This window comes from Commensalibacter sp. W6292M3 (genome assembly GCF_016101315.1).
Classification (GTDB): domain Bacteria; phylum Pseudomonadota; class Alphaproteobacteria; order Acetobacterales; family Acetobacteraceae; genus Commensalibacter; species Commensalibacter melissae.
Genome location: NZ_JACFQT010000003.1, coordinates 135,797 through 156,144, shown reverse-complemented (window position 1 = coordinate 156,144; position 20,348 = coordinate 135,797). Strand labels below are relative to the sequence as shown.

The 20,348-nt window shown below is 33.8% G+C and carries 20 protein-coding genes, 1 tRNA gene and 1 pseudogene; 8 read left to right on the top strand and 14 right to left on the bottom strand.

Features of this window, described 5'->3' with window-relative positions; genetic code table 11:
• The first annotated feature begins 45 nt into the window (after positions 1–45).
• Positions 46–882 carry a serine O-acetyltransferase gene (gene cysE / locus H3T57_RS08035; RefSeq protein ID WP_110439502.1) on the top strand — a complete coding sequence of 279 codons (837 nt, stop codon included), beginning with the start codon at positions 46–48 and terminating at the stop codon, positions 880–882.
• On the opposite strand, the gene H3T57_RS08030 is transcribed toward cysE, so the two are convergent.
• The gene (locus H3T57_RS08030; protein ID WP_232349807.1) at positions 875–2,011 is read right to left on the bottom strand and encodes a DUF563 domain-containing protein; all 1,137 of its coding nucleotides are present in this window, start codon (positions 2,009–2,011) and stop codon (positions 875–877) included. The genes cysE and H3T57_RS08030 overlap by 8 nt on opposite strands.
• A 71-nt stretch (positions 2,012–2,082) precedes the next feature.
• A complete protein-coding gene (rlmB, locus tag H3T57_RS08025; RefSeq protein WP_155580097.1) occupies positions 2,083–2,835 on the bottom strand; it encodes a 23S rRNA (guanosine(2251)-2'-O)-methyltransferase RlmB in 753 nt (250 codons plus the stop codon).
• A gap of 133 nt (positions 2,836–2,968) precedes the next feature.
• Here rlmB and H3T57_RS08020 point away from each other — a divergent pair.
• Both H3T57_RS08020 and H3T57_RS08015 read left to right on the top strand, forming a co-directional pair.
• Positions 2,969–3,054: transfer RNA gene (locus H3T57_RS08020), tRNA-Tyr, on the top strand.
• 268 nt (positions 3,055–3,322) lie between these two features.
• The gene (locus H3T57_RS08015) at positions 3,323–3,658 is read left to right on the top strand and encodes a VOC family protein (RefSeq protein ID WP_198193936.1); all 336 of its coding nucleotides are present in this window, start codon (positions 3,323–3,325) and stop codon (positions 3,656–3,658) included.
• Between the two features lie 52 nt (positions 3,659–3,710).
• On the opposite strand, the gene H3T57_RS08010 is transcribed toward H3T57_RS08015, so the two are convergent.
• Entirely contained in the window at positions 3,711–4,991 is a 1,281-nt protein-coding gene (locus H3T57_RS08010) for an O-acetylhomoserine aminocarboxypropyltransferase (RefSeq protein WP_155571679.1), read from the bottom strand.
• 482 nt (positions 4,992–5,473) lie between these two features.
• Between H3T57_RS08010 and H3T57_RS08005 the strand changes: the two genes are divergently transcribed.
• Positions 5,474–7,018 (top strand): phosphoenolpyruvate carboxykinase, encoded by a 1,545-nt coding sequence (locus H3T57_RS08005; RefSeq protein ID WP_198193935.1) that lies wholly within the window; start codon positions 5,474–5,476, stop codon positions 7,016–7,018.
• Positions 7,019–7,107: 89 nt separating this feature from the next.
• Here the strand turns inward: H3T57_RS08005 and H3T57_RS08000 are convergent, their stop codons facing one another.
• The 3 genes from H3T57_RS08000 to ssb form a co-directional block, all read right to left on the bottom strand.
• Positions 7,108–8,547, bottom strand: a complete 1,440-nt coding sequence (locus tag H3T57_RS08000) for a glycoside hydrolase family 32 protein (RefSeq protein ID WP_198193934.1) — start codon at positions 8,545–8,547, stop codon at positions 7,108–7,110.
• A gap of 611 nt (positions 8,548–9,158) precedes the next feature.
• Positions 9,159–9,695, bottom strand: coding sequence for a hypothetical protein (locus H3T57_RS07995; RefSeq protein ID WP_155567767.1), 537 nt, complete (start codon positions 9,693–9,695; stop codon positions 9,159–9,161).
• 16 nt (positions 9,696–9,711) lie between these two features.
• The gene (gene ssb / locus H3T57_RS07990) at positions 9,712–10,107 is read right to left on the bottom strand and encodes a single-stranded DNA-binding protein (protein ID WP_110439458.1); all 396 of its coding nucleotides are present in this window, start codon (positions 10,105–10,107) and stop codon (positions 9,712–9,714) included.
• Between the two features lie 510 nt (positions 10,108–10,617).
• On the opposite strand from ssb, the gene H3T57_RS07985 reads away from it, so the two are divergent.
• From H3T57_RS07985 to H3T57_RS07975, 3 genes are all read left to right on the top strand, one after another.
• A complete protein-coding gene (locus H3T57_RS07985) occupies positions 10,618–11,136 on the top strand; it encodes a flavin reductase (RefSeq protein ID WP_198193932.1) in 519 nt (172 codons plus the stop codon).
• A gap of 254 nt (positions 11,137–11,390) precedes the next feature.
• On the top strand, positions 11,391–12,131 hold the full coding sequence (locus H3T57_RS07980; protein ID WP_198193930.1) for a LexA family transcriptional regulator: 741 nt from the start codon (positions 11,391–11,393) through the stop codon (positions 12,129–12,131).
• Between the two features lie 174 nt (positions 12,132–12,305).
• Entirely contained in the window at positions 12,306–12,617 is a 312-nt protein-coding gene (locus H3T57_RS07975) for a MarR family winged helix-turn-helix transcriptional regulator (RefSeq protein ID WP_110439455.1), read from the top strand.
• Positions 12,618–12,976: 359 nt separating this feature from the next.
• Here H3T57_RS07975 and H3T57_RS07970 read toward each other — a convergent pair whose 3' ends face one another.
• From H3T57_RS07970 to H3T57_RS07950, 5 genes are read right to left on the bottom strand one after another with little or no spacing between them, the layout of a single operon-like run.
• On the bottom strand, positions 12,977–13,942 hold the full coding sequence (locus tag H3T57_RS07970; RefSeq protein ID WP_198193928.1) for a HesA/MoeB/ThiF family protein: 966 nt from the start codon (positions 13,940–13,942) through the stop codon (positions 12,977–12,979).
• Entirely contained in the window at positions 13,942–14,544 is a 603-nt protein-coding gene (locus H3T57_RS07965; protein ID WP_232349806.1) for a thiamine phosphate synthase, read from the bottom strand. The genes H3T57_RS07970 and H3T57_RS07965 overlap by 1 nt, the downstream gene beginning before the upstream one ends.
• Positions 14,544–15,308 (bottom strand): thiazole synthase, encoded by a 765-nt coding sequence (locus H3T57_RS07960; protein ID WP_198193926.1) that lies wholly within the window; start codon positions 15,306–15,308, stop codon positions 14,544–14,546. Before H3T57_RS07960 ends, H3T57_RS07965 begins: the two co-directional genes overlap by 1 nt.
• A gap of 2 nt (positions 15,309–15,310) precedes the next feature.
• Positions 15,311–15,508, bottom strand: a complete 198-nt coding sequence (gene thiS, locus H3T57_RS07955; protein ID WP_155565035.1) for a sulfur carrier protein ThiS — start codon at positions 15,506–15,508, stop codon at positions 15,311–15,313.
• 5 nt (positions 15,509–15,513) lie between these two features.
• The gene (locus H3T57_RS07950) at positions 15,514–16,431 is read right to left on the bottom strand and encodes an FAD-dependent oxidoreductase (RefSeq protein ID WP_155565034.1); all 918 of its coding nucleotides are present in this window, start codon (positions 16,429–16,431) and stop codon (positions 15,514–15,516) included.
• Positions 16,432–16,759: 328 nt separating this feature from the next.
• Here H3T57_RS07950 and cynS point away from each other — a divergent pair, with 328 nt between their 5' ends.
• On the top strand, positions 16,760–17,203 hold the full coding sequence (cynS, locus tag H3T57_RS07945) for a cyanase (RefSeq protein WP_110439450.1): 444 nt from the start codon (positions 16,760–16,762) through the stop codon (positions 17,201–17,203).
• A 77-nt stretch (positions 17,204–17,280) separates the two neighbouring features.
• On the opposite strand, the gene nrdG is transcribed toward cynS, so the two are convergent.
• The 3 genes and pseudogenes from nrdG to H3T57_RS07930 all read right to left on the bottom strand — a co-directional run.
• Positions 17,281–17,787, bottom strand: coding sequence for an anaerobic ribonucleoside-triphosphate reductase activating protein (nrdG, locus tag H3T57_RS07940; RefSeq protein ID WP_198193923.1), 507 nt, complete (start codon positions 17,785–17,787; stop codon positions 17,281–17,283).
• Positions 17,774–17,941: an anaerobic ribonucleoside-triphosphate reductase gene (gene nrdD / locus H3T57_RS07935; protein WP_232349805.1), complete on the bottom strand. Its 168-nt coding sequence runs from the start codon at positions 17,939–17,941 to the stop codon at positions 17,774–17,776. The genes nrdG and nrdD overlap by 14 nt, the downstream gene beginning before the upstream one ends.
• 27 nt (positions 17,942–17,968) lie before the next feature.
• Positions 17,969–20,023: pseudogene (locus H3T57_RS07930) on the bottom strand (anaerobic ribonucleoside triphosphate reductase); the annotation flags it as partial.
• Positions 20,024–20,348: the final 325 nt, after the last annotated feature.

Genomic DNA, 20,348 nt, shown 5'->3' with positions numbered 1-20,348 from the left:
AAATTTGGTCAATCTCTTCATCCAATTGCACCTACTCAAAACGCAATGAATGATCCGAATAACCTATTAGCGAGCGGCCCCGACAGCCACGAAATAAACCTTCAAGCCTTATGGGAAAAAATGGTTCAAGAAAGCAATGGATGTTGTGATCCTTTATTATCCAGTTTTTTTGATACATGCATTCACAGCCATCATGATTTCAAAACCGCCCTGACTTGTATGATAGGACGCAAATTAGAGGATGCCTCCATCCCCTATCAGGCATTAACTGATTTAATCAAACAGGTGTACAGAACCAATCCGCCTCTCATTTCCATAGCTGCAGCCGATTTGATCGCGGTTATGATGAGAGACGCAGCATGCTCCGATTTAATTACACCATTTCTATTTTTCAAGGGATTCCACTCCATTCAGGCCCACCGCATTTCCCATTGGCTATGGCATAATCAAAGACGCTATCTTGCACTTCATTTACAAAGCCGTATTTCGGAAGTGTTTGGGGTTGATATACATCCTGCCGCCCGTCTGGGACAGCGAATCATGATAGATCACGCCACTTCTGTTATTATTGGAGAAACCGCTGTTGTAGAAGATGACGTTTCAATATTACAAGAAGTTACCCTTGGGGGAACGGGCAAAGATGAAAAAGACCGTCATCCCAAAATCCGTCGGGGAGTCTTAATCGGTGCAGGTGCAAAAGTATTGGGAAATGTGGAAATTGGAGAGGGAGCCAAGATTGGTGCAGGGTCAATTGTTTTAGAAGCAGTCAAACCTTACACAACCGTAGTTGGCAACCCTGCCCGACAAATCGGGGTACGTCATAAAGATTTACCTGGAGTATCAATGGATTTAAGTCTTCCCCCTATTGATTACGTTATTTAACAACTGCATTATCAACAGAACGCATATAAGGTTCAAGTTCATCAAGCCTTTTCATGACAAATGCTACATCAATTGGTTTTTCCCAGGCACTAAGATGATCTGGCGCCCCATGATCAACACCACTGTCAAATTGATCGGCCCAATAACGCAATCGGCTTTGTAAAGACAAGACCAGAAAACATGGATTGATATGATGACTTGGAATCAATTCATAAATCAATGTGTCTTTTTGACAGAAAACGATATTTGATAAACCTGCACCCAACAAACCAACCACAATTTTTGCATAATGAAAAAGCATGATTTGTTCATCTAGACTGTATAATTCAGGATTTAAAATAAAATATCCTCTTTTCTCCAATGCTTCAACAAGCTTTTCCTCATTAGGTAAATGCCGATTATTCTTATTTACGCGACTAATATATATCTTGTCATATTTCGCTATTGACTGAATAGATACAACAGCATTCTGTTTCATTTTGACATATGCCTGCTCAGAAAGCTTTGAACAGGAATAGCCAAATTTTTGTGAGAGATAATCAAAATAATAAAATTCTGAAAATCTATATTGTTTTTCCTTTTCAATGGGATAACACATGGATAAGTCAAGTCCCAGCAATTCCAAACTGCGTTTACGCCATAACATCAATGGGTAAGGCAAAAGAAATTTGGCTTTTATTCCTGATTGCATTGCCGCATAATAAGCTGGAATGGCATGCATCATCCAATGAAAATAATTGTTTTCCCAATGATCAGAACAACAGAATACAGCTCCCTGATCTCGCGCATCAATCAGTTTATCCGATTGAATGTGGATGGAATTGAGCAAATTTTCCGATAAGTAATAATTACTGTTGGTGATTACCCGGTTTTGTTTGAAATATACCATATGATAAACATCGAGGGTTATATCTTTCAGATGATAACGGTAAATTGTCTCGGCTGGATGTTTCCAGCGCAAAAAAGGATATGATTGATTGTTTGTAAATTCCTGAATATTCTTCCATCGCGGGCTGCCATAACATCCAATCGTTTTTTCAATCTTAACAGTTTCAATAGAATGGTGATTTATACGATTTTGCTGATGAAAAACTAAATCTTTTATTTTTTCACGCGTTGATACAGACAATCTAAACAAGCTGATCTTTACCTTTAATATTGCATAAAAAGAACGATTTTAAATAAACTAACATAAAATTTCTAGATTAAATTAGAATGGATTATTTCGTACAAGGCAATAGCACCCGCAACTGATACGTTTAAACTGTCAATATCCCCGGCCATATATAATGAAACAATTTCATCACAATTTTGACGGACAAGCTGTCGCAGTCCCTTACCTTCGGCACCCAACACCAATGCCACTTTTCTTTGCTTATAATTTTGACCATTTAGAACCTCACCCTGCGCATCCATTCCAAGAACCCAAAAACCTTTTTCCTTTAACTGCTTCATGATACGTGAAAGATTAACCACTTTCATTACCAATACAGAATCAAGAGCACCCGATGCCGCTTTGGCCAAAACCCCGCTTTCTTCTGGGGAATGACGATCCTGCATAATAATTCCAGCTGCCCCAAATGCCATTGCCGAACGTAAAATAGCACCAACATTGCGAGGATCTGTAACTTGATCAAGGATGAGCACGGGTCCATGCCGTTTCACTATATCCTCTAAATCTGGGTCGGGAAGTGGCATAACCTGTAATGCAACGCCCTGATGTACAGCATCCCGACCACAAAACCTATCCAACATCATACGATCAACAATTTCATAAGATATATTTAAAGGCCGTTCCAATTTGGTCATTAAAGTGTCAAATATCTCTTGTGTAGCCAACAAACGATTTTTTTGACGTAATGGATTTTTCAAAGCCGCTTGCACAGAATGCAAACCATATAACCAATATCCCCCCTCTTTTTGATGAGAATTAGAAACAGGTTTTTTACTCATATATGATTCAATCTTTTCTATATATTTAAAAATCAAATGATTATAGAGAAAATCAAAAAAATCTACAAAGAAAAGTTAAAAACTCTGTTGACATCTATCAAAAGAACCTGTTATTTGTTTTCCATCTTCAAAAGGAGGGGTGCCCGAGTGGCTAAAGGGGGCGGACTGTAAATCCGCTGACGTGCGTCTACGTTGGTTCGAATCCAACCCCCTCCACCATATTAAATAATTGAATTCTCATTTTTTATTTATTTCAAAAAAAATCAATTCATCGTTAAATCTTTTTTGTAGTTTTTATAAAGTTAATCCACCAAAAAACAAAAAATAATAATAAGCGTCTGCAAAACCATAACGAAAAACAATTTTCACTTGCAAAACAATCCATATCCAAATAATCTTTGTTTCATTTTCGTTATATTTAGAAAGCAATGTAAACTATGATTAATTCCATTGATCATATTGTGCTGACAACATACAGGCTTGATGCGTGTTCCATTTTTACACTCAGGTTTTACAATTTTCCCTGCAACATTTTGGACAAGATCGAATAGCTTTTAAATTTGGCAATCAAAAGAGCAATGTTCATGAATATGGTAAGGAAATTGAACCAAAGGCACATTTACCCGTACCAGGCTCTTTAGATATCTGTTTTGTTACTCAAGAAAAACCAGCAACAATTCTTGCTCATTTACAGAAACATGGAATTAAACCGCTTGAGGGTCCTATCAACCGAACAGGAGCACAGGGGTCCATTGAATCCATTTACCTACGTGACCCTGATCTGAATTTAATCGAGATTGCACGATATATTGAAAACCCCTGAATCAAACAAGGGGTATTTTTAAAAATCAATAACTCTTATTCTATATTTTATCTTAACTTTGTGCCAAAGCCTGTTCAAGATCCTGAATAATATCATTTACATTTTCAATACCAATCGATAGACGAATCACATCGGGTCCCGCTCCTGCAGCAATTTTTTGTTCATAACTTAATTGACGATGTGTAGTCGATGCAGGATGAATGACTAAGGAACGCGTGTCTCCAATATTAGCCAATAAAGAAAACATTTTTAACGAAGAGACAAACCGGACAGCTGAATCATATCCTCCTTTTATTCCAAAGGTAAATACTGATCCAGCCCCTTTAGGCGCATATTTCTTCTGCAAATCATGATATTTATTATCAGGCAATCCAGCATACGAAACCCACGCAACCTTTTCATGATTAGCCAAGTAATGAGCTACCACATTTGCATTGTCACAATGACGCTGCATACGCAAAGGTAAGGTTTCAATTCCCGTTAAGATCAAAAATGCATTAAAAGGAGAAATTGTTGGACCAAAATCACGCATACCCAATACACGCGCAGCAATTGCAAAAGCCGATGAACCTGCCGCATCCGCAATAACCAACTCTGCATAATCATGTCGTGGCTCTGTAATTTTTTTATATTTGTTATCTTTTTTCCAATCAAATTTACCACCATCAACAATAATGCCGCCCATCGAATTTCCATGTCCCCCCATAAATTTAGTCAGGGAATGAATCACAATATCGGCACCATGTGCAAAAGGGCGAACCAGATAAGGCGTCGCCATGGTGTTATCCACAATCAAAGGGATATGATTGGCATAAGCAATTTTTGCAATGGCCTCTATATCAACAATTATACCACCAGGGTTTGCAAAGCTTTCAATAAAAATCGCCTTTGTCCGACCATCAATTGCTTTTTCAAAAGTGGATAAGTCGTCAATATCGGCAAAACGAACATGCCAGTCAAATGATTTGAAAGACTGGGCAAACTGGTTAATTGAACCACCATATAATTGACGGGCGGCGATGAAATTATCCCCTGCCTCCATCAGGGTATGAAAGGTTAAAAACTCTGCAGCATGTCCAGAAGCAGTTGCCAATGCTGCACTTCCCCCCTCCAGTGCTGTCACCCGTTCTTCCAATACAGACTGGGTTGGGTTCGTAATCCGACCATAAATATTTCCCGCATCTGTCAAGGCAAAGCGATTGGCTGCCTGATCAACATCTTTAAAAACATAAGCTGTAGTCTGATAAATCGGTGTTATTCTTGCCCCTGTTACTGGATCAGGTGTTGCCCCCGCATGAATAGCCAAGGTTTCAAAATTAGTATTTTTACTCATTATTTATGATCCGATATAAAAATGAAAAATGATGCCAAATCATCATCTATGATGATTTGTTTTTCGTTAAATTATCTGTTTATCGAAAATTATGAAATAAATGTAATACAATTCAAAAATATCAACAATCATTATTAAAAGTCGAATCGAATAATCGAAATTTTTTTTAAAAAAATCGATATAATTTCGTAAATATATTCAAATTTAAGTGATAATAAAATCAGAATAATATTTTTTTAAATAAATATTGATTTAAACAGATAAAAGGATCTATTTGTATCGTTCTTCAATAACCCTTGAATACATTCATATGCTTTTTCCAAAAATAACGATCCTGATCAAGAATTTTAACAATTATAATCATGACAAACCCTTTTTGATAATTTAAATAGATAAATAATAGCATATATGTGATTAAACAACCGACTGCATATAATTCATAATTTTATCTTTAAACCTGATAATGCCGTTGGAAATATTGAATGAATCACGTTAAACATTATATAGATATTAGCATCGCAGAACTTGTTGAGTTAGCCATTCAACGCAATGAGGGAAAATTAGCCGCTAATGGTGCGTTAACAGTAAAAACAGGCAAACGAACCGGACGGTCCCCGGCTGATCGTTTTATTGTTAAAGAAGCCATAACAGAAAATGCGATTAATTGGGGTAAAATTAACCAACCTTATTCCGAAAATAAATTTGACACCTTATGGAAACATGTCGAGGATTATATCAATCGACAAGCATGTTTCATTTCTCATGTTCATGTCGGGTCTGATCAAAATTATTATCTACCCGTCAAAATGATTACCGAAACCGCCTGGCATAACGTGTTTGGAAGATGCCTTTTCATCAATCCTGATATTTATAATCCAAAACAACTTTCTGAATGGCAAATTATCAACGCTCCCGGTTTCAAGTGCAATCCTGAACGAGACGGTACCAATTCTGAGGGAACTGTCATCATTAACATTTCTCAAAAAAAAGTTTTACTTGCAGGAATGCCTTATGCCGGGGAAATGAAAAAAGCCATGTTCTCTGTGCAAAATTTTCTTTTGCCTGAACAAGACGTTTTACCCATGCATTGTGCAGCAAATGTTGGCGAAAAAGATGATGTAACCTTGTTTTTTGGATTGTCAGGAACAGGTAAAACAACACTTTCAGCCGATGAACACCGTTACCTGATTGGAGATGATGAACATGGTTGGGGTGCAGGAACAGTTTTTAATATTGAAGGAGGATGCTATGCAAAATGTATTCATCTTAGTGAAAAAAATGAGCCCGTTATCTGGCGAGCCATCCGTTTTGGAAGTGTTCTTGAAAATGTCGTATTAGATAAAGCGACACGTGAGCCTGATTACAATGATGAACAATTCACTCAGAATACAAGAGCTTGCTACCCTCGTGATTTCATTGTGAAACGGGCAAAAAATAACAAAGGGAGCGAACCTAATGCAATTATCTTTTTGACTTGTGATTTAACCGGCGTCTTGCCACCTGTTGCCATTCTAAATCATGAACAAGCTGCATACCATTTTCTTTCTGGATACACCGCATTGGTTGGATCAACGGAAATAGGATCCGGTTCAGGAATCAAATCCACATTCTCAACATGTTTTGGTGCACCTTTTTTTCCACGTCCACCACAAGTCTATGCAGAACTTTTAATCAAACGAATTAAGAATTTTCATTCGCATGTTTATTTGGTTAATACAGGATGGACAGGAGGTGGTTATGGTGTAGGTAAAAGGTTCAAAATTCCAACAACGAGAGCAATTATCCATGCGATACAAAATGGCCTTATTAACGAAACAAAAACAGAGCATCTTGAAATTATGAATCTGGATATTCCCACTGCAATACCTAATGTTGAAAATAAAATTCTAAATCCACGCAACTGTTGGAAAGATCCACAAGCTTATGATCAAGCCGCACAAAATTTAGCGCAACAATTTATTGATAATTTCAAAAAATTTAACGTCTCTGAAACTATCTATCAAGCAGGACCCAAATTAAAATATTAGATAATAATTTTTTAACAAATTTTATTTAACATGATGATGAGAAGATAGTTTGAAAAATTATTCTCATCATCAAAATTATAACTTTCAGATTATTTAAAAATTGAATCCAATTTCCATTGTTTTATATTTTTAAAAATTGCGGTCCCTTTCTCAGCAAATAACGTTAACTTTTTTTGGTCAGAAATCGGATAAATCTTGCTAGTTAAACTATATTCACCTTCATTAACAAAAATTTCTATAGAAGAGGCATCAATAAAAATATGTAAGTCTATTCGTAACATTCCCTTTAAAAAAATACTTCGACAGGATTGTAATTCATAATCAGAACTATGTCGCTCAAATATTAATCGCTTCAAAGCTGAATCAACAATAATTCTTCCAGCACTTTCAATATTTAAACCATAACACCTACCTGAACTAGCAGTCAAATCAATCGATAGCTTCAGCTCTTGATATGTTTCATCTAATGAATAAACCTCATTATTTAAAGCAATCAATTCAAATTTTTTGTAATCTGTTCTAAGTAATTCCAATTCTACAATTGGTTTACAATATAATTTACCAATCTCATTACATGAAACTTCTCTAGGCAAGGTTAACGCGCCGCTCCAACCCTCGGATTGATTAGGAAGAGGCGCATCCCACATCTCCATCCATCCGACCATAATTCTACGCCCATCAGCAGCTTCAAATGTCTGGGGGGCATAAAAATCATGACCATGATCAATTTCTCTAAATGAAGTTTCAATAGAAAAAGTTCCATTCTTTTCCCATTGACCTATACAATAACCACTTTGATGTAAATTACGGTAATCATATTCCTGAGCAGGCATACCTTGAGGTGAAGTAATTAACACATCTTTATTATTAACACTAAAAAAATCAGGACATTCCCACATATAACCATCTACGCTATCTTTTGCCTGATGTAGGATACATCTAAATTGCCATTCTTTTAAATTATCCGATTGATATAACCTCACTTGACCCAAATCATTTACTTTTGCCCCCACAACCATCCACCATTTTTCCCGAGCTCGCCATACTTTGGGATCCCGAAAATCAACTATTCCTTCTGGAGGATATAAAACAGGTCCATGTTTGGTAAAATGAATTCCATCTATACTGGTCGCCATGCATTGAACTTGACAAATTCGTGAATCTTCACCGGTTTTCTCAAAAAATCTATGACCTGTATAAAATAAGGTTAGTATACCACTATTATTTACAGCTGAACCTGAATAACAACCATCCCGATCATATTCCTGATCAGGATATAGAGCAATTGGCATATGCTCCCAATGAACCATATCATCACTGACAACGTGCCCCCAATGCATAAGCCCCCATATAGGTTTATAAGGATAATGTTGAAAGAAAAAATGATATTTCCCGTTAATATAAATTAAACCATTTGGATCATTAATCCAACCATATTGAGCGGCAATATGAAATTTTGGGTAATAATTATCACTCCTTTTCTTCATCGCTTCTTTAACAAAATTATCAGCTGAACTTAAAGATCTCATAATGATTTCCATTCAAAATATAAATGCCAATATTATTTAGTTAAATAGACGACCTAACAAGATCCATCCATAAATCGATAATTCCGTAACAGAAATTTTAAGATTACTTGTATGATATCATAATTTCATTCAAAATTTCTTTACAAAATAAATAAAATGAAATTTTTACGAATAGTTTTTTTTAAATTTTAACTAAAGGCATCTTCCGTATTAATATCCTGACTTAAACAAGAATTTCTTCCACCCGGATACAAACTATCATTACTAACTATCAGATCCAGTTGATGTCCAGCCATCAATTTGAAAAGAACATTTTATTTCAGCCCATCCTTTCCATGAAGGTTACATTCATCCTGGACAATTTATAAACACCAGATGTTTTTCCTACATAATCAAGATGAGCTCAATATCATTTCGAAAATATATAAAAATACACTTTGACAAGAAATTGAATTAGAACTTATTCCACGTATGATAATTATATAACTTGTGACACATATCATTATACCTGGGCATAAAAAAGCAGCCTAAAGGCTGCCCAATAAAAAATTATTAAAACTTTTCCATCTGATTAAACTACTAATTATATACGTTATAATTTTATCGTAATATTATTTTTTTTCCAAAGCTTCTTCTAATAAAATAAAAGCTGATAGAACCTGACCCATAGTATAGTTCAAATTCAATTTAAGTAATTGGGATATTTCTTTACATTTCATATTTCCCAAAATAATCATATTCAAAATATCAAGATGATAACGCCCAATTTCTTGCCATATAGATAATAATTTACTGTATGCATCATGTTGTGAAGGTATTGGTTCCCAATTTCCACCACTTATTTTTCCTTCTTTCAACCAATGACTTATACGTGCGTAAATTGAACTGCTCTGTCCGAAAGCTTTTTCACACAAAATGGCATATCGTTCAGCACAATTACGTTGGGTAACACTTATACTACCACGATTCATCATCTCATCATAAACACATTTACGTCGTAATCGTGTAACTTTTTCATTTATATTTTGAGGATCAATACCAACATCAATTATTAGTTTTCCTGAATTATATTGTGCTTCCAGATGATGTTTACGTACAATAAAGGGTAATTTTTTTTTATTAATCCGTTTTTTTATACTTTTTTTCATAAAAGGCCTTCTTTAATTATGATGAAGCCTCTTGATTAATTAATAATTCCTCTTTTATATTATTATCATTCAACAATACTAATATTCCGTTGTGAGAGAAAAGAACAATTTCTGCGCTATAATGATTATTTTTCTGTTCATCGTACCATTTCCGAACTCTTAATTGTCCTTCAATGTATAGCTGATCCCCTTTTTTAATGACAGTTTCAATTTGTTTAATCAAATTTTTACTAAAAACGACAACTTTAAAATACTCAACTTTGTTAATTTGTTGAGCTGTACGTCGATTTTCCCAGCTATCATTTACCATTAGGACTAAAGTCGCTATATTATCACCAGATTGGATCATTTTTATTTCTGGGTCTTTGGCTAAAATACCAATCAAAACAACTTTATTTATAAAGCCACTCATTTCAGTTCCTATTCATATTAATTCTGCCATTAATGACATATTCTCATAAATTTTATTTAAATTGATGAATGGCTATATATTGTAATTAAACCTTTTATTAATTCTACTACTGTTCCTTTATTCTAATAATAACTAATTCAAATAAAATGTTAATTGTTATTATATATTAAAATTATTTTAGATATATAATACTAAACCATCTTTTAAGAAATAACTGCTTTTCCATATTCATAAATTTTTATTAATATTCATTATTTAAAACAGCACCTTCCTTATCTTTTCAATCAATTAACACTGTTAAAAAAAAAATCAAGCAAAAATAATATTTTGATAAATTATTAATTTTTTAATCTATTAACAATCTATTTTTTAAAATTTTTTATGCAATTATATTTATTACACTAGCTAAAATTTTAAATGTATATATAATTTAATTTGCCTTTAAATAGATATTTTATTAATTTTTTATAAATGAAATAATTAATTATTATTTTATATAAAGGATATTAAATGAACTTATCTATTTTAAATCAAGAGCAGAAAAATTTCCGTGATGCTATGTCGCAATTAGCTGCAGGTGTTTGCATTATAACTACTAATGGAAATACTGGTCCACACGGGATTACCGCAACATCAGTTTGTTCCATAACCGACACCCCTCCAACAATATTAGTCTGCATCAATAAAAAAAGTAAAGTAAATCAAATATTTAAAGATAATCAAAATATTTGTATCAATATTCTTTCTTCCAAACATCTGGATGCAGCAAAACATTTTGCCGGAATTACAAAAGTTAATATGCAAGATAGATTTTTACAAGATGAATGGCAAAAAACTGACAAAAACCCACCATATCTTAAAGATGCATTGGTTTATTTAAAAGGTCAAATAAATGAAATTAAAGAATACGGTACACATTCGCTTTTTTTCACAAATATTAATATAATTAATATCAACAATAAAAACGATAATCTCGTTTATTATGATAGAAATTTTTGCTCAACTTCAAAAATATTAGATATAAAATAAATTATATTAATATCATGAAAGATCTTAATTTAGCTTCTATTTGATTCATTCATTAAAAATATTTAACATCAATAAGTTATGTAGATCATATCCTATAATTTGAATAATTAAAATTTCTCTATAAAAAATTACTATCCTTCATCAATTTAAATTGCAATAATGAATAAACGTACGGTATTTTAACCTTTATAATTTATATTCCGGTTAAAATACCACATATAATTAATTAATTAATATGGTATTATTCTTTAAAAATGAACATAAAAAAGCTTTTATTTAACATTGAAAACATCATAAAAGAAAAAAATATTAGTGAACGCAAAGCATGTATTAATGCTGGTATAAGTCCAGATTTTATTAGAGATATGCGGAGAAATGGTAATTTTCCAAAAGTTGACAAGTTAATCAAGTTAGCAAATTCATTAAATGTCAGTATTGACTATTTTCTGAACGCCCTAAACCCACAATCTTTCCCTCCATCTTTAACTTTAAAAAACCCTTTTATTTCTCTAAAAATAATCTATATCAAAGGAAACATAGAAGCCTCTCAATGGATTCAGAAAGTAGAATGGCCACAATCCGAATGGATTATTTTTCCCATTCCTGAGAATCCGAAATTTAAAAATGCAAATAGCTTTGCATTGAATATCAGGGATGAATCAATGAATTTGTTATACCCTAAAGGGTCTATAATCATTGCTGTCAATTTTTCTGATTTAGAAAGAGCCCCTAAAGATGGTGAATGTGTTGTTATAATTCGTTATGATAAATTAACAAATTGTTATGAACAAACCCTTAAAATAGTTGAAATAAAAGAAAATGGTAAAATTTTTCTCTGGCCTTATAGTAACAATCCTAATTTTACACACCCTATAATTTTACCACGCTCAAATTCTTTTCACTCAAAAAATAATGTTACACCATCTGTAACAATTCAAAGTCTTGTCATTGGTTGTTATCATAACACTATACAAAGAATAAAATTACAGAATTAAAAGATTTATTTTTGTTAACGATTCGTTTCATTGCATTTGCGGGATTTTTACCAAAAATTGTTGACGACGGTTTTTTTCCCTATAAAATAAAAGCATAACACAAAAAATCATTGTTATATCAATACTTAATTGAAAAACCTTATTTATTTATTTTCTAAAAGGATATTAATTAAAATGAATCTTTCTTTTCAAATTATTAAAAATTCTGCCAGTAGTCATTTTGCACTTACCGTTCGTCAACTTGCAATCTTATCCTTGGTTTATAACGAAGCGATTGAAGCGAGTGTCGATTATTATTCTAAAACATTAAATCTTTCTAAACCTGCTGTAACCAAGGCAATTAATCGTTTAGAAGAATTAAAACTCGTTAAACGTAAACCAGATACACAAGATGGACGTAAAGTAATCGTTTCATCAACATTAATTGGTCAGAATTATATTCAACAAATTCAAACTATACCCTATTCTATGTATCATGCCTGTTAATCCTTAAACATTAAACTATATAATATTAAACGCATCTTCTTTATCTCTTATAAAAAAATACATTACCGTAAAATATTTCCCCCTTTATACTTAAATAAAATATTTTAAAAACGCATATTTAAATCTTAATATTTAACTGAAAATGATATATTATTATTTATTATTATTATTATTATTATTATTATTATTATTATTATTAAAAACATTCGATATATTCAAGAATATCATTACAATTATATTTACAAACAATAATCGTTAAATTTACTAAAAATTTTTGTTGATTGAATTAAAATATAACGTTTTTTGTATTATTAAATTACAATTTATTAGAATTTAATATAAATAATATTTTAAAAAAGTTAATCCGCTATGATGCCCAAATTTGTATAACCCTTAAATTGTAACTGATATGCTGCTTTAATAGCTCTTATCCCGGTCTTACAAATAAATACTATTCGTCGATCGGTCGGAAAATTATTATTTTCTATATTTTCAGGTTTCACCCGAACAACATGGGAATTAACACTGATTGGAGCTTCAATTTCATCCCGTAATTCAACCAAATAATCATCAACTTTGAGACTGTCCCTATCCAATAATGAAATAATTGTTTTTTGTTCAGGTTCTTCCGCATCATCAAAACAAATCTGACCAACTCTCCAGTTAATGCAATCTATATGGAACAAGTTTCCTAATGTCGGTTGGGAAAGCTTTAATATTATATTTATAGCCATTTCTGCCTGAATAGATCCCATAATCGCAACAACAGGTCCCATTACTCCAATGTTATTACAATTATTGTTCGAAAACGAAGGTTTTGGAAAAACCGAGCGATAGCTTGGCCCACCACCACAAAAAGCCCCTACATATCCCTGAAATTCCAGAACAGAAGCACTTATAAAGGGAATATTCATTTCATAACATTTATCAGAAAGAAGATACGTCACCATAAAATTATCAGCCGCATCTATAACCAAATCAATTTCACGCATTGCATCAGAAATATATGAAAAACTTAATTTTTGAGCATAAGCCTCAATATGACACTCTGGATTTTGACGATATAAAATATTCTGCATTACCAAAGCTTTATGTTTGCCAAGATCAGATTTAGAGTACATATATTGTCGATGTAAATTAGATTCCTCTACAATATCATGGTCATAAACCCTTATAAAACCTATCCCCGCTGCACTAAGTAATGGTAAAACCGTATTACCCAATCCACCACATCCTACAACTAATAGACGGGCCTTTCTTAATCTCTCCTGACCTTCGATACCAACCTCAGATAACATTATCTGTTTTTTAAACCGTTTTTCCATTAATTGATGACCTTTTTAATCTGTCTTTGCCAAGCATTATAACGATTGATTGGATCTGACGCAGTCTTAATATCTGTTACTACTGCCAAACTATCTGCACCCGCTTTCAGAACATAAGGAATCCGTTCAACTGTTAATCCCCCGATAGCAACCAAAGGAATATTTCTTATTCTCTGTTTCCATCTGTTCAGTTTTGATAACCCTTGCGGGTGCCATTTCATTTTCTTCAATACAGTCGGATAAATTGGTCCCAATGCAATATAGTCAGGGCAAAGCTTCAACGCAATTTCCAACTCTGATCTATCATGTGTGGAAATCCCGTATTGAATTCCTGCATTTCGTATTCTGTTAAAATCTGTTTTTAATAAATCTTCTTGTCCTAAATGAACAAAATTTATACCCAATTCTAAAGCCAATTCCCAGTAATCGTTCAAAATCAATTGCGCACCATAACGTTCACAACAGATTTTTGCTTCCATAATATTTTGCCTCAAATCCGGTTGAGACATGTTTTTAATTCGCAATTGAATCAATTTAACCCCAACAGGCAATAATTTTTTAATTAATGAGACAGATTCTGTGACTAAATAAAATTTTTCCATTATAATGATAGATCCGCCAATCCATATGCTGGTGTTGAGGCATAAGCCATATTACGCTTTTCCATTAATCCCGCTTTATATGCTATCCGTCCAGCTAAAATAGCTTTGTTAAAAGCATCCGCCATTAGAATAGGATCTTTTGATTTCGCAATTGCCGTATTTAGTAAAATTGCATCAAAACCTATTTCCATCGCTTCGATTGCTTGACTTGGCGCTCCAATCCCCGCATCAACAATAAGAGGAATATTTTTAAAATATTGACGCATGGTTTTTAATCCTTCAATATTACGCAAACCTTGTCCAGATCCAATCGGTGCCCCCCATGGCATCAAAAGTTGACAACCTGCCTCTAATAACTTTTCACCAACAATTAAATCCTCGGTCGTATAAGGAAAAACCTCAAATCCTTCTTTTGACAAAATCCTGGCAGCTTCAACTGTTGCAAAAGGATCTGGTTGTAAAGTATCCGCATGACCGATAATTTCCAGCTTAATCCAGTTTGTTTCAAAAACTTCACGTGCCATTTGCGCTGTTGTCACGGCCTCTTTCACGGTATGGCATCCTGCCGTGTTTGGCAGAAACCTTTTTTTTGTTTTTGCTATTAACTGACGAAATTCAGAACCTCCCACCCCTTCCCTGCGTAAACTGACAGTTATAATTTCTGCCTCTGAAGCATGAATGGCTTGTATCAAGATATCTGGCGAAGGGTAACCGGCAGTACCCAATAACAATCTTGAATGAAGATTTTGATTATAAAATTGCACAACTAACCTCCCTGCATTGGTGATACAACTTCGATTTTCATATTTTCCTGCAGCTGGGTCTCCTCATAACGTGCCCGAGGAATAAAATTTCCGTCGATTGCACTGGCAACACAAGATACATCCATATTTTTTTCCTTCAGCAAATCTGCCAAAGTCTTTACTTGTGTTGTAATGAATTCTCCATTTAAATATAACTTCATTTTCATTATCCCAAAATTTTCTTCACAAAATCTAATGCCAGAACCGGAGCAAGTAAAAAGCCATGTCGATACATGCCATTAATATAAAATTTACCATCCTGTTCAATAATCTGTGGAATATTATCAGGAAAGGAGGGTCTGCATCCTGTTCCTGTTTCTATAATCCTTGCCTCAGCAAAGGCTGGATGAATTGCATATACTGAACTCAGCATTTCTATCAGGGCTCTAGCACTTATGGGACTATCATCATTGCTTTCCACCATTGTTGCCCCTACCATAAATCGGCCATTTGCACGAGGTACAAGATAACAGGGAAACCGCGGATGCAATAAACGAATTGGACGTAAAAAATTAACTTCGTGGCATTCAAAAATTAGCATTTCACCACGAACAGCCCGTAAATTTTTTAATGAACTGGTTGCCGCCATACCAGTGCAATCAATGATCTTTCCTTTGGGCGAACCCGTATGAAAACTAACACCCTTATTTTTTAAATTTTCTTTTAGTTCCTGCAAGGCCAAGCGAGGATCGATAAAGGCCTCAGAAGGAAAAAACAGCCCCTCAGAAAAACGACCCTTCAAATCTTTTTCTATCTTACCTGGATCAACCCATTCATGACAAATGGTCATATTGGCAAACCGTCTTAATTCAGACATATCTCGAGGCGGCGCAATGACAATGGTTCCGGTTTTTTTTACATTGCTGACATGATTATCCCACCACTCAACAGATAATTGTCCATTTTTTACGACAATATCTGGCGCACTTTCCCCTTCACAAAATGGTGCCAACATACCGCCAGCAAAATATGATGCGGCTTGAATATTTGGATTTTCAACAACCTCTAGTTTTTCACCCTTTTCACATAAAGCTGTTGCAATACACAATCCTGTAACACCACTACCAAGAATAGACCAAGCCATTTATCCTACCTTATATAAATTGATCTCATAATCAATATTCAACTGATTATCATATGAAATGGATAAATAGAAAAGGAACAAGAAAGTGAATATGAACAATAATTAAAAAAATTTTATTATTATTAAATATTATTAAATTTTTATAAAATAATAATATTAATTATATAATTATAGATTGAAAATTATAACACATAATTATAACAAAAAACAAAATATATACTTTAAAACTATTGATAGTAAAAATAAAATATCCAAATATCACATGTCATTAGATTATCAAATTTAAGAATATTCAACTCAATGTAACATTTTTTATTTGGAAATTATCATGAACCGTCTACAAATCACAGAAAAAATAATTCAAACCAAAATTAGTAAAGACATTAAATGGTCTTTTGTCGCCGAAACCTTAGGATTAAGTAAGGAATATGTTACAGCCGCTTGTCTCGGGCAAATGCCTTTAAATAAAGAACAGGCCGTTCTGATCGCTTCTATTTTTGATCTGACAGAGGAGGAAACCAATTGGTTGACCGTTCCACCCAATAGAGGAAGTCTTCCAACTGCCATTCCTTCTGATCCAACAATATATCGTTTTTATGAATTAATTAATGTATATGGATCAGCCATCAAGGAACTTATTCACGAAGAATTTGGAGATGGTATAATGAGCGCCATTGATTTTTCAATGAATATAACCAGAGAACCTAATCCCAATGGGGATCGTGTTAATATTCAACTTAGCGGTAAATTCTTACCTTATAAAAAATACTAGATTTTTCAAAAATATCAGTATTATACTATAAATGATCCTTTACCCATCTATCGAGGATCATTTTTCATTAATTTAAATCAATATTTTAATTGATCTTTTATTCGTTGCCGATCCATTCTATATAAAATTCTTTGATTGGCACTGCCTCGAAAAGACAATTGCAAATCCCGTTGACTGATCTGAAATGGACCGTCAATCAAAATATCAGTCAATTCCAATAGATGGATAATTAAAGGATTGCATTTTCCCAGTTCCAATAATCGTTCATACGTATAACCCGTATAGGTAACCAGCGTTTTTCCTGTTTTCTTTACAATATTGGCAAGTAAAACAAGACTTTCCACCTGCAAAAACGGTTCCCCACCCGAAAACGTCATGCCTGATAAAAGTGGATTATTCAAAAAGTCATTGATAATTTCTTGAATAGAAATTTCATAACCACTGTTTAGTGCATGTGTTTCAGGATTATGGCATCCGAAACATTGATGAGGGCAACCCTGGGTGAAAACAACATACCTCAACCCAGGCCCATCCACGATAGATTCTGCTTCTATACCACTGATACGCAGTTTAGCTACAGCCATGCTTGACACGATCTTTTTCTTCGGCACGTTTGGCATTATTAAAACGGTCCAATGTACCAACCAAATATCCCGTTATACGGCGTGTCCTGGCAAAACTTATATCTTTTCCCACCATTTTGAATTTTTTTTTAACATGTTCTATAGGTTTAACCATATTGCATTTGCCCATTATTAACCCTTTCTAATTATAATCTGGAACATTCGAATAAATCTGTCTTAATTCGTTCAGTTTCGCGATACTGACCGCCTCACCATCTTTACGCCCGCAACGTGGGCATTCATTATCAATAACACCAACATACCCACAGACAGGATCTCTATCTAAAGGATGATTAATCGCCCCATAACCAATTCCAGATTGTTTCATGTAACGGATAATTATTTCAAACGCATCCAAATTTTTACATATATCACCATCAAGTTCTATATAGGTTATGTGACCACCATTGGTTAATTCATGATAGGGTGCTTCAAGTCCAATTTTTTCATGCGCTTTTACTGGATAATAAACAGGAACATGAAAAGAATTCGTATAATAATCCCGATCTGTCACTCCAGATATGACACCATATTTTTCACGATCCATAAGGACAAAACGGCCACTTAGACCCTCGGCAGGCGTGGCAATCAATGAAAAATTAAGTTTTGTTCTTTTTGCCGCCTCATCTGTTTTTTTACGCATATGACTGACAATTTTTAGCCCCAACTCCTGCGCAACCTCGCTTTCCCCGTGATGAAAACCCACCAAAGCTTTCAGGGTTTCAGCCAAACCAATAAAACCAACCGTTAAAGTGCCATGCTTTAGAACTTCAGCAACTTCATCATTTTCTGATAAATTTTCTGAATCTATCCATATCCCTTGTCCCATTAAAAAAGGGTAATTTTTCACTTTCTTACGACATTGAATTTGAAACCGATGTATAAGTTGACGAAAAGATAGATGAATCATTTCATCAAGCAACTGAAAAAATAAATCTGTATTACCTTTTGCCTTCAGGGCTAACCGTGGCAAATTGATTGACGTAAAGCTTAAATTTCCGCGGCCACATATTGTTTGTCTGTCCGGATCATAAACATTTCCCAAAACACGTGTACGACATCCCATATATGCAACTTCCGTTTTATAATCACCCTGTTTATAAAACACTTTATTAAAGGGAGCATCGATAAAACTGAAATTTGGAAAAAGACGTAAAGCGGACGTTTCCATCGCCAATTTGAATAGATCATAGTTTTTATCTATTGGATTAAAATTGATTCCTTCCTTTACTTTAAAAATCTGGACAGGGAAAATAGGTGTCTCACCATTACCAAGCCCCGCTTTCGTTGCCAGCAGAAGATTTCGAATAGCCATGCGACCTTCTTCAGAAGTATCCGTTCCATAATTAATTGAACTAAAGGGAACCTGTGCCCCAGCACGTGAATTCATTGTGTTCAGATTATGTATAAACGCTTCCATCGCCTGATAAGTGCGTCTCTCTGTTGTACCGAGCGCTTTTTTACATGAAAAGTTATAAGCTTTCTTTATTATTTCTAAATCAACACCCAAATTCTCAAGTTGATATAATTTTTCTCCATAAGATTCTAAAAATTGAAGGCCAATAACACCTATCCGATGCTCAACCTGATCTTGAAAAACATCAATTTCCACACTTCCCAATTGTGTTTCAATTTGCAAAAAAATTGAAAAAACCTTCCAAAATTCTTGTCTGAATGTCTTTTTAACTCCATCCGCCATTGCATAATCAAAGTTGGGAACACTTTGCCCTCCATGCATTTCATTTTGATTGGCCTGAATGGCAATACAGGCAAGCGCTGAATAACTCTCGATTGAATTAGGTTCTCTTAAATAACCATGCCCCGTTGAAAAGCCTTTTTTGAACAATTTAATCAAATCAATCTGACAACATGTTTCGGTCAACATGTAAAAATCCTTGTCATGAATATGAATGTCACCATTCTGATGGGCATATGCAATTTCTTCAGGCAATATGTATTGATCTATAAAGAATTTTGATCCTTCGGAACCGTATTTCAACATTGTGCCCATGGCGGTATCCCCATCAATATTCGCATTTTCCCGCTTAATATCTTCATCCTGGGCCGCTGTAAAAGTCAATTTCTTGTAAATATCCATCAATCCAGTTTCATTTGAGAACACCGGATCAGGTTTCCGAGTGCTTAGAACAGGTTTCATCGCAATTTTGACATCTTCATCACGTGTTAACATATTCCAAACAACTCCCTGGTATTTATTTTACTCTACAGTTAATCAATTCCTATTTTGTGGGATCGAAACTAAAAATTCAAACAGGCTTATTTTGCATATTCAAGTCTATCGAATTCACTTGAAAAATAACTCAAAAAACAATTGAACCCTTTTATATAAATATTTTTCGAAACCTTTCTTTAATACTATATATTGTATGTAAAAATTTTCAAAGAACTATTTATAGATATTTTTTATTAAATTATCTATTTTTACTTGACTGTTGAATTTCATTTTATCCTATCCATCTGATCTATTTGAAACCTCTGCCAGAGCGACTAAATATTGAAAA